The sequence below is a fragment of the Zoogloea ramigera genome, assembly GCF_006539865.1.
Lineage (GTDB): Bacteria > Pseudomonadota > Gammaproteobacteria > Burkholderiales > Rhodocyclaceae > Zoogloea > Zoogloea ramigera.
In genome coordinates, this window is the sequence record NZ_BJNV01000057.1 from 24,910 (window position 1) to 33,442 (window position 8,533).

The window sequence follows — 8,533 nt, forward strand, 5'->3', positions numbered from 1 at the left end:
GCCACGATGAGCGCCCACGCCCTCCCCGAAAAAGTCCGCAAGGGCGACCCCAAGCGGGATCGCGGCAGCCGCACGGGCTTCTCCACCGGGGCCAACTCCGCCGCCGCCGCGGCCGCCGCCACCCTCGGGCTGGTCCACGGCCAGGTGCCGGACTTCATCGACTGCGTGCTGCCCAACACCCAGCGGGTGCGCTTCGCCATCACCGGCGGGTGGACCGACGGCCGGCGCGCCCGCGCCGTCAGCATCAAGGACGCCGGCGACGACCCCGACGCCACCAACGGCGCCCACCTCACCGCCGAGGTCGAGCGCCTTCCCGGCGCCGCGGGGCGGATCGAGCTGCGCGGCGGGCCGGGGGTGGGGGTGGTCACCAAGCCGGGACTCGGCCTGGAGGTCGGCGGCCCGGCCATCAACCCGGTGCCCCGCCGCAACATCCACGCCAACGTGGAGGCCGCCGGCCAGCCCATCCTTGAAGCCGGCGACGGCATCGCGGTGACCCTCTCGGTGCCCGGCGGCGACGAGATGGCCAAGAAAACCCTCAACGCCCGCCTCGGCATCGTCGGCGGCATCTCCATCCTGGGCACCACCGGCATCGTCCGCCCCTACTCCACCGCGGCCTTCCGGGCCAGCGTGGTGCAGGCAGTGGACGTGGCCGCAAACCAGGGGCAGCGCACGGTGGTGTTCACCACCGGCGGGCGCACCGAAAAATGCGCGATGCGCTGCTTTCCGGCCCTCGACGAAGCCTGCTTCGTGCAGATGGGCGACTTCGTCAAGGCCGCCTTCCAGACCGCGCTGAAGCAAGGCATGCAGCACATCGTCGTTGGCGCGATGGTCGGCAAGCTCACCAAGATCGCCCAGGGCCTGTCGGTCACCCACGCCTGGCGCGAAGAGGTGGACCGGGCGCTGATCGCCGAGGCCGCCGCCGAAGTGGGCGCGCCGCCCGACCTCGTCGAAGAGATCCGTGCCGCCGAAACCGCCCGCTTCGCCGCCGAACGGCTAGCCGAGCTAAACCTCGCGGTGGCCTTCCACCGGGCCCTGGCCGAGCGCGCCATCCGCAGCCTGCGCCAACGCTACCCCGGCCCCCACCGCCTCACCGTGCTCGCCTGCAATTTCGAAGGCGTGCCCATCGTCACCGTGGAAGAACATGAACTCGCCTGAAACCTGCGCCCTCATCGGCATCCTCGACGACGGCCACGCCGGCCTGGGCGACGCCGCCCGGCACCGCGTCGCCGCCGCCGATCTCGTCATCGGTGCCCGCCGCACGCTGGAGCTGCTCGCCCCCCATCTTTCCCCCGGAGTGGAGCAACGCGCCATGGACGGCCAGCTCGGCCAGGTTGCCGAATGGGCCCGCGCGGCGCAACGCACCGGCCGGCGGGTCGCCGTGCTCGCCACCGGCGACCCCCTGTGCCACGGCATCGGCAGCTTCCTGGTCGGCAAGCTCGGCGCCGACGCGATCGACGTGCTGCCGGCAGTGTCGACGCTGCAGCTCGCCTTCGCCCGCCTCAAACACAGCTGGCAGGGCGCCAAGATCGTCTCGGTGCACAGCGCCGACAGCGGCGAATGGGCCCCCGGCGCCACGCCCGGGCACAGCCTCTACCCCCTCGTCCAGGCCGCCGCCGGGCACGCGCTGATCGGCGCCTTCACCAGCCCCGCCAACAGCCCCGACCGCATCGCCCGGGCGCTGATCACCGCCGGCCACGGCGACGACTTCCGCCTCTCGGTGGCGGCCCGCCTCGGCCTGCCCGACGAGCGCGTGGTCGCCGAGCTGCCGCTGGCCGAGGCCGCCGCGCGCCGCTTCCCGGACCCCAACATCGTCGTGCTGAAGCGCGTCACGCCGCCCGAGCCGCGGGCCATCTTCGGCTTCGACGACACCGACTTCGTGCAGCGCGCCCCCGAGAAAGGCCTCATCACCAAGCAGGAGGCCCGCGCCCTGTCGCTGGCCAAGTTGCGCCTGCGGCCCGACAGCCTGGTGTGGGACATCGGCGCTGGCTCCGGCTCGGTGGGCCTCGAAGCCGCCCGGCTGGCCCGCCACGGCCACGTCTGGGCCATCGAGAAGAACGCCGGCGACGCCGCCAACGCCCGCGACAACGCCCGCCGCCTCCGCGCCAGCAACTACACCCTGTGCGAAGGCCGGGCCCCCGACGGCCTCGACGCCTGGCCCGACCCCGACGCCGTCTTCATCGGAGGCTCCGGCGGCGAGCTAGCCGGGCTGATCCGCCTCGCCCTCGCCCGGCTGCGCCCCGGCGGCCGGCTGGTGATGAACTTCGTGACCCTCGAAAACCTCGCCACCGCCACCGCCGCCCTGGCCGACGCGGGAGCCGCCTGGGACGTGGTCCAGCTCCAGGCCTCCCGCAGCCAGCCCATCCTCGACATGCACCGCCTCGCCGCCCACAACCCGGTGTGGGTCATGTCGGCCGACAAGGACACCCCATGAACCCTCGCACACCCGGCCGCCTGATCGGCGCCTCCCTCGGCCCCGGCGATCCGGCGCTCATCACCCGCCGCGCCTGGGCCGCCCTCGGCTCCGGCGCCCGCTGGGCCTACCCGGTCAAGAAGGCCGAGGAATCGTCCTACGCCCTGGGCATCGTCCGGCGCGGCGGCCTCGAAGTGCCCGCCGACGCCGAGGCGCTGGTCTTCCCGATGACCCGCGACGCGGCCGCCCTCGCCAAGGCCTGGGCGCGGGCAGCCACCCGCAGTGTCGAGCTCCTGCGCGAGGGCCGCGACCTGGTCTTCCTGGTCGAGGGCGACGCCTCCACCTTCTCCACCTTCGGCCACCTGGCGCGGGTGGTGCGCGCGCTGGCGCCGGAGGTCGAGGTGGAGACGATCCCCGGCGTGTCGTCCTTCGCCGCCGCCGCGGCTGCCACCGGCCTCACGCTGGCCGAGGAGGACGAGACCTTCGCCGTCATCCCCGCCGCCTACGGCGTGCCGGTCATCGACCGCCTCCTCGACGAGTTCGACACCCTCGTGCTGCTCAAGGTCAAGCCGCTGCTCGACGAGGTGCTCGCGCTGCTCGCCCGGCGCGACCTGCTCGCCACCAGCTGCTTCATCGAGAAGGTCGGCGCGCCGGACGAACGCGTCGTCCGCGACGTGGCCGGCCTCGCCGGCGAGAAGGTCAATTACCTCTCGCTGCTCCTCGTCCAGAACCCCAAGCGGGTGCGCGGCGAACTCCGCCGCGGCTGCCGCAAACGCGCCGAACCCTCCATCGCCTGACCGTCCTTACCGCCGCCCCATGAGCCCGCACCTGCCCTTCCCCGCCGAGCGCATCGCCGTCGTCTCCATCACCCGCCACGGCATCGCCCTGGCCGGCCACGTCGTCGCCGCGCTGCCTGGCGCCCGGCTGTTCGCCCCCGAGAAATTCGCCACCGAAGCCGAAGCCGCCGCCCCCGGCGCTTCCACCTGCTACGCCGGCAAGACCGCCGACCAGATCCCCATCCTGTTCTCCAACTTCGACGGCATCGTCGCCATCGTGTCCCTCGGCGCGATGGTCCGGCTGGTCGCACCCCACCTGGGCAAGAAGGAGTCCGACCCCGGCGTGGTCGTCATCGACGAGGCCGGGCGCTTCGTGATCCCGATGCTCTCCGGCCACCTGGGCGGCGCCAACGCGCTGGCCGGCACACTCGCCGCCGCGCTGGATGCCACCGCAGTGCTGACCACCGCCTCCGACGCCCGCCAGACCCTGGCGGTGGATCTGCTCGGGCGCGAGCTCGGCTGGGCCTTCGAGGCCAGCCACGACGAGATCGTCCGCGCCAGCGCGGCGATGGTGAACGACGAGCCGGTGGCCTTCGTGCAGGAGGCCGGCAGCCCCGACTGGTGGCGTGGCCACGCCAACGGCCGCAGCGGCCCACTGCCGGCCAACCTGCACCCCTTCAGCCGCCTCGAGGACGTGGACCTGGCGCGCTTCGGCGCCGTGCTGTGGATCAGCCACCGGCCGCTCCCGCCCGAACTCGCCAACCGCCTTGCCGGCAAGTGCGTCATCTACCGGCCGCCGGTGGCGGCATGAGCCGGCCCATCGCCATCGGCCTCGGCTGCGACCGCGGCACGCCGGCCGCCACCCTCGTGTGGGCGCTGGTGGAGGCCCTCAGCCGCTGCGGCGCGGCCCTCGTCGACGTGGCCGCGGTGGCCAGCATCGACCTCAAGGCCGACGAACCGGGGCTGCTAGAACTGGCCCGCTGGCAGGGCTGGACGATCCGCTTCTACCCGGCCGCCGAGCTGGCCACCGTGCCGGTGCCCCATCCATCCGAGACCGTCCGCCGATACACCGGCACGCCGTCGGTCTCCGAGGCCGCCGCGCTGCTCGCCGCGGGCGCCGGCATGGACCAGCTGATCGTCGAGAAACTGAAATACCGCGGCCCCGACGGCCGCAACGCCACCGTTTCCATCGCAAGGATTCCCCAATGAACGACACCTCCCCCCCGTCCGCCGCCGGCGGCCGGATCATGCTGGTCGGCCTCGGCCCCGGCAGCCACGAGCACCTCACCGCCCGCGCCCGCGCAGCCATCGCCGAGGCCGACACGGTGATCGGCTACGTCACCTACATCCGCCTGGTGGCCGAGCTGCTGGAGGGCAAGGAGGTCATCAAGAAGTCGATGACCGAAGAGCTCGACCGCGCCATCGAAGCCTTCGAGCGCGCCCGCCAGGGCCGCAAGGTGGCATTGATCTCGTCCGGCGACGCCGGCGTTTACGGCATGGCCGGGCCGACCTTCGAGGTGCTCTTCCAGGCCGGCTGGACGCCGGAGTCCGGCATCGAGGTCGAGATCATCCCCGGCGCCTCGGCCCTCAACACCTGCGCCGCGCTGGTCGGCGCGCCGCTCACCCACGACTTCTGCGCCATTTCGCTGTCCGACCTGCTCACCCCCTGGCCGACCATCGCCCGGCGGCTCGACGCGGTGGCCGCCGCCGACTTCGTGGTCGCCCTCTACAACCCGAAGAGCGGCCGCCGCACCGGGCAGATCGTCGAGGCCCGCCGGCTCTTCCTGCGCCACCGCCGGCCCGACACGCCAGTGGCCATCGTCAAGTCGGCCTACCGGCCCAAGCAGCGCATCGAATTCACCACCCTCGAGAAGATGACCGAGTGCGACATCGGCATGTTGTCGACCGTGCTGATCGGCAACTCCAACACCTTCGTGCGGCACGGGCTAATGGTCACGCCGCGGGGCTACCGCAACAAGTACGACGTGGAAAGCGGCGCCACCCACAGCGGCGAGCAGGCCGGGCGCTCCCTGTCTACGGGCCTCACCGGGTGGTTGGCCAGCCTCCGCGCCAGCGGCCTCGGTGCGGCCGCGCTGGCCGCCGAACATCGCCTCCCCGAAGACTACATCGCCGCCCTGCTGGCCGAAGCCCCGACGCCCGCCGACACCGGGGAGGCCGCGGCATGAGCGCCCCAATCAAGCCGACCATCGGCAGCTACCGCCGCCACCTGCTGGTGTGCACCGGCCCGCGCTGCGCCGCCGACGGGCAGGCCCAGGCCCTCTACGACAGCCTCGGCGCCCGCTTCAAGGCCGCCGGGCTCGATCAGGGTGCGCTCCGCGTCAAGCGCAGCCGGGCGGCCTGCTTTGCCGCCTGCAAGGGCGGCCCCATCCTGTGCGTGCAACCGGACGGCACCTGGTACTACGGCGTCACCGAAGCGGTGATGGATCGCATCGTTGCCGAACACCTGGTGGGCGGCGAGCCGGTGCGCGAGCACGTCTTCCATCAGGCCGGCGTCCCGGGCTGAAGGCATGAGACGCCCAACCCTGAGTCTTCTCCAGCGGGCCCTCCTCGTGTCCAGCCTCGGCACTTCGGCCCACGCCGCCGGCGTCCCGACACTCCAGGAGGTCGCCGTCACCACCCGCCAGCACGAGCTGATCGGCGTCGCCGATTCGGCCAGCGAAGGCACCGTCACCGCCGCCCAGCTGCGCAACCGCCCCCTGCTGCGCCCGGCCGAGGCCCTGGAGACCGTGCCCGGCATGATCGTCACCCAGCACTCGGGGGACGGAAAGGCCAACCAGTACTTCCTGCGCGGCTTCAACCTCGACCACGGCAGCGACTTCGCCACCCACGTGATGGGCATGCCGGTGAACATGGCCAGCCATGCCCACGGCCAGGGCTACATGGACCTCAACTTCCTGATGCCCGAGCTGGTCCAGGGCATCGCCTACCGCAAGGGCGTGTATGCCGCCGAGGACGGCGACTTCGCCACCACCGGCTCGGCGCGCATCGACTACCGGCGCCGCCTGGAGCGCCCCTTCGCGCAGGTCGGGCTCGGCCAGAACGGCTATCGCCGCCTGCTCGCCGCCGGCAGCCAGGCCCTCGGCGAGGACGGCGACGGGCGCCAGCTGCTGGTGGCCACCGAGCTGATGGGCTACGACGGCCCGTGGGCCCAGCCCGAGAACCTGCAGCGCCGCAACCTGCTGCTGCGCCTCTCCGACGGCAGCCCCAGCCGCGGCTACGCCATCACGGCCATGCGCTACAGCGCCGACTGGACCGCCACCGAGCACGTCCCCGAGCGGGCCATCCGCTCCGGCGAGATCGGCCGCTACGGCGCCCTGTCGCCCCGGGACGGCGGCCACACCCGGCGCAACAGCCTGTCGGCCGAATGGGCCCGGCTCGGGGACGGCGACGCCACCCGGGCCAGCGCCTACGTGATCGACTACGGCCTCAATCTGTACTCGGCGCCGTCGGGCTACATCGGCGGGCTACAGGGCGACCAGCACGAGCAGGCTGACAGCCGCCTCGTGTGGGGCGGCGAGGCCCGCCACAGCTGGCAGCCAGGCCCGGCCCTGCGGGACACCGAACTCAGCGTGGGCGCCCGCCTGCGCCAGGACCGTATCGGCCGCGTCGGCCTGTTCAGCACCGAAGGGCGCGCGCGCACCGGCACCGTCCGCGAGGACCGCATCACCGAGACCGCCCTGGCCGCCTACATCGAGGCCCGCACCCAGTGGGTGCCCTGGCTGCGCAGCACCCTGGCCCTGCGCCGGGACGCGATATCGGCCGACGTCACCGCCCTGGGCGGGCAGTACAACATGGGCAACGGCGGCAGCGTGCGCGGCGGCCAGACCAGCCCCAGGCTGGGCCTGGTGTTCGGCCCCTTCAACCTGGCCGGCAGCACCGAGTTCTATGCCAACTGGGGCCACGGCTTCCACAGCAACGACGCCCGCGGCGCCACCAGCCACACCAACCCCGCCGACGGCGGCCCCATCGGCCGGGTGCCCCTGATCGCCCGCGCCCGAGGCGCCGAGCTGGGGGTGCGTGCCGCGCCCCTGCCGGGCTGGAACACCAGCCTGTCGGTGTGGCAGATGGCGCTGGCCTCGGAGCTGGTCTTCGTCGGCGACGAGGGCATCACCGAGCCCCGCGGCGCCTCCCGCCGGCACGGGGTGGAATGGTCCAACTACATCACACCGATGGACGGCCTCATCCTCGACGCCGACCTGGCCGTCTCGAAAGCCCGCTTCACCCACCCGGTGGAGGGCGGCGGCGACCACGTGCCCAACGCCATCCCCGTCACCGCGTCCGTGGGCCTCGGCGCCGACCGGGGCGGCCCCTGGTACGGCGGCCTGCGCCTGCGCTACCTGGGCGCCTACGCGCTGGAGGAGAGCGGCACCCACAAGTCGTCGCCGTTCTGGACGGCCAACCTGCGCCTGGGCCACCGCCTGGGCCGCCACGCCCAGATCAGCCTCGACGTGCTCAACCTGTTCGATCGCAAGGCCAGCGACATCGAATACTGGGGCGGCGCCTGCACCCGCAACGAAGCGCTGCAGGGCCGCTGCAACGGCGGCATCGACGGCCGCCTGGTGCACCCGCTCGAGCCCCGCAGCCTGCGGGCCAGCCTGCGCATCGGGTTCTGAGTGTCCCGGGCCTCAGCGCGTCTCCACCCGCACGCCCTCGCGCAGCCGGTCGTCGGGGTGGGCGATCACCTGCTCGCCCTCCTTGGCGCCGTCCAGCAGCTCGGCCACCGTGCCGTTGCGCTGGCCAATCTTCACCCGCCGCTTCACCGCCCGCCCGTCCTCGATGACGAAGGCCGCCCATTCGCCGCCGTCGCGGAACAGGCTGCCGGCCGGGATCTGCAGCACGTCGGCTGCCTCCCACAGCACGAAGCGCGCCTCCACCCGATAGGCGTCGCCGAGGCGCTGCCATTGGGCCGGCGGAGAGCTGAAGGCGACGATCACCCACACCCGCTGCTCCTCGACCCCCAGAGCCGACACCTTGGTGAAACCGCTCGGCTCGACGACCCGCACCACGCCCTCGAGCGCGCCCTCGCCGCCCCAGCGCTCGAAGAGCACCCGGGTGCCCGGGCCGAGGCGCACCGCGTCGGCCGACAGCACGTCCACCTCGACCTCCAGCCCGCGCGGGTCGCCCACCTCGACGAGGGCCTGGCCGGCGGCCACCGGGCCCTCGCTCTTGCGGGGGATGCGCAGCACCTGCCCGGCCACCGGCGACTTGACCAGCACCGGCGCCCCGCGCCCGCCGGCTGCCGCGTAGCCCAGCGCGGTGCGCGCCGCTTCGAGCTCGTGGCCGGCGGTGGCCACGCCGAACTCGGCCGAGCGCTGCTCGGCGGCGG

Annotated in this window: 9 protein-coding genes; 8 read left to right on the forward strand and 1 reads right to left on the reverse strand. The window is 73.3% G+C overall.

Annotated elements, in window-relative coordinates:
* The first annotated feature begins 6 nt into the window (after positions 1 to 6).
* Genes ZRA01_RS15200 through ZRA01_RS15235 form a run of 8 tightly spaced genes read left to right on the forward strand, consistent with a single transcriptional unit; the run spans position 7 to position 7,820 of the window.
* The gene (locus ZRA01_RS15200) at positions 7 to 1,155 is read left to right on the forward strand and encodes a cobalt-precorrin-5B (C(1))-methyltransferase (protein WP_141353707.1); all 1,149 of its coding nucleotides are present in this window, start codon (positions 7 to 9) and stop codon (positions 1,153 to 1,155) included.
* Entirely contained in the window at positions 1,142 to 2,431 is a 1,290-nt protein-coding gene (gene cbiE, locus ZRA01_RS15205) for a precorrin-6y C5,15-methyltransferase (decarboxylating) subunit CbiE (protein WP_141353709.1), read from the forward strand. The genes ZRA01_RS15200 and cbiE overlap by 14 nt, the downstream gene beginning before the upstream one ends.
* Entirely contained in the window at positions 2,428 to 3,207 is a 780-nt protein-coding gene (gene cobI, locus ZRA01_RS15210) for a precorrin-2 C(20)-methyltransferase (protein ID WP_141353711.1), read from the forward strand. Before cbiE ends, cobI begins: the two co-directional genes overlap by 4 nt.
* 19 nt (positions 3,208 to 3,226) lie before the next feature.
* Complete coding sequence (locus ZRA01_RS15215; RefSeq protein WP_141353713.1) at positions 3,227 to 3,997, forward strand: cobalamin biosynthesis central domain-containing protein; 771 nt, start codon at positions 3,227 to 3,229, stop codon at positions 3,995 to 3,997.
* Entirely contained in the window at positions 3,994 to 4,395 is a 402-nt protein-coding gene (locus ZRA01_RS15220; protein WP_141353715.1) for a cobalamin biosynthesis protein, read from the forward strand. The genes ZRA01_RS15215 and ZRA01_RS15220 overlap by 4 nt, the downstream gene beginning before the upstream one ends.
* Positions 4,392 to 5,372 carry a precorrin-3B C(17)-methyltransferase gene (gene cobJ, locus ZRA01_RS15225; protein ID WP_141353718.1) on the forward strand — a complete coding sequence of 327 codons (981 nt, stop codon included), beginning with the start codon at positions 4,392 to 4,394 and terminating at the stop codon, positions 5,370 to 5,372. Before ZRA01_RS15220 ends, cobJ begins: the two co-directional genes overlap by 4 nt.
* The gene (locus ZRA01_RS15230) at positions 5,369 to 5,710 is read left to right on the forward strand and encodes a (2Fe-2S) ferredoxin domain-containing protein (RefSeq protein ID WP_141353719.1); all 342 of its coding nucleotides are present in this window, start codon (positions 5,369 to 5,371) and stop codon (positions 5,708 to 5,710) included. The genes cobJ and ZRA01_RS15230 overlap by 4 nt, the downstream gene beginning before the upstream one ends.
* Before the next feature lie 4 nt (positions 5,711 to 5,714).
* Positions 5,715 to 7,820, forward strand: a complete 2,106-nt coding sequence (locus tag ZRA01_RS15235; RefSeq protein WP_141353721.1) for a TonB-dependent receptor — start codon at positions 5,715 to 5,717, stop codon at positions 7,818 to 7,820.
* 12 nt (positions 7,821 to 7,832) lie between these two features.
* Here the strand turns inward: ZRA01_RS15235 and ZRA01_RS15240 are convergent.
* Positions 7,833 to 8,533, reverse strand: a 701-nt coding sequence (locus ZRA01_RS15240; RefSeq protein ID WP_141353723.1) for an efflux RND transporter periplasmic adaptor subunit, incomplete at its 5' end; no start/stop codon positions are given.

Excerpts from the sequence above, each read along its gene's own strand:
- ZRA01_RS15235 (WP_141353721.1), top strand. The coding sequence starts at position 5,715 with ATGAGACGCCCAACCCTGAGTCTTCTCCAGCGGGCCCTCCTCGTGTCC.
- ZRA01_RS15200 (WP_141353707.1), top strand. The coding sequence starts at position 7 with ATGAGCGCCCACGCCCTCCCCGAAAAAGTCCGCAAGGGCGACCCCAAG.
- cobJ (WP_141353718.1), top strand. The coding sequence starts at position 4,392 with ATGAACGACACCTCCCCCCCGTCCGCCGCCGGCGGCCGGATCATGCTG.
- cbiE (WP_141353709.1), top strand. The coding sequence starts at position 1,142 with ATGAACTCGCCTGAAACCTGCGCCCTCATCGGCATCCTCGACGACGGC.
- cobI (WP_141353711.1), top strand. The coding sequence starts at position 2,428 with ATGAACCCTCGCACACCCGGCCGCCTGATCGGCGCCTCCCTCGGCCCC.
- ZRA01_RS15220 (WP_141353715.1), top strand. The coding sequence starts at position 3,994 with ATGAGCCGGCCCATCGCCATCGGCCTCGGCTGCGACCGCGGCACGCCG.
- ZRA01_RS15230 (WP_141353719.1), top strand. The coding sequence starts at position 5,369 with ATGAGCGCCCCAATCAAGCCGACCATCGGCAGCTACCGCCGCCACCTG.
- ZRA01_RS15215 (WP_141353713.1), top strand. The coding sequence starts at position 3,227 with ATGAGCCCGCACCTGCCCTTCCCCGCCGAGCGCATCGCCGTCGTCTCC.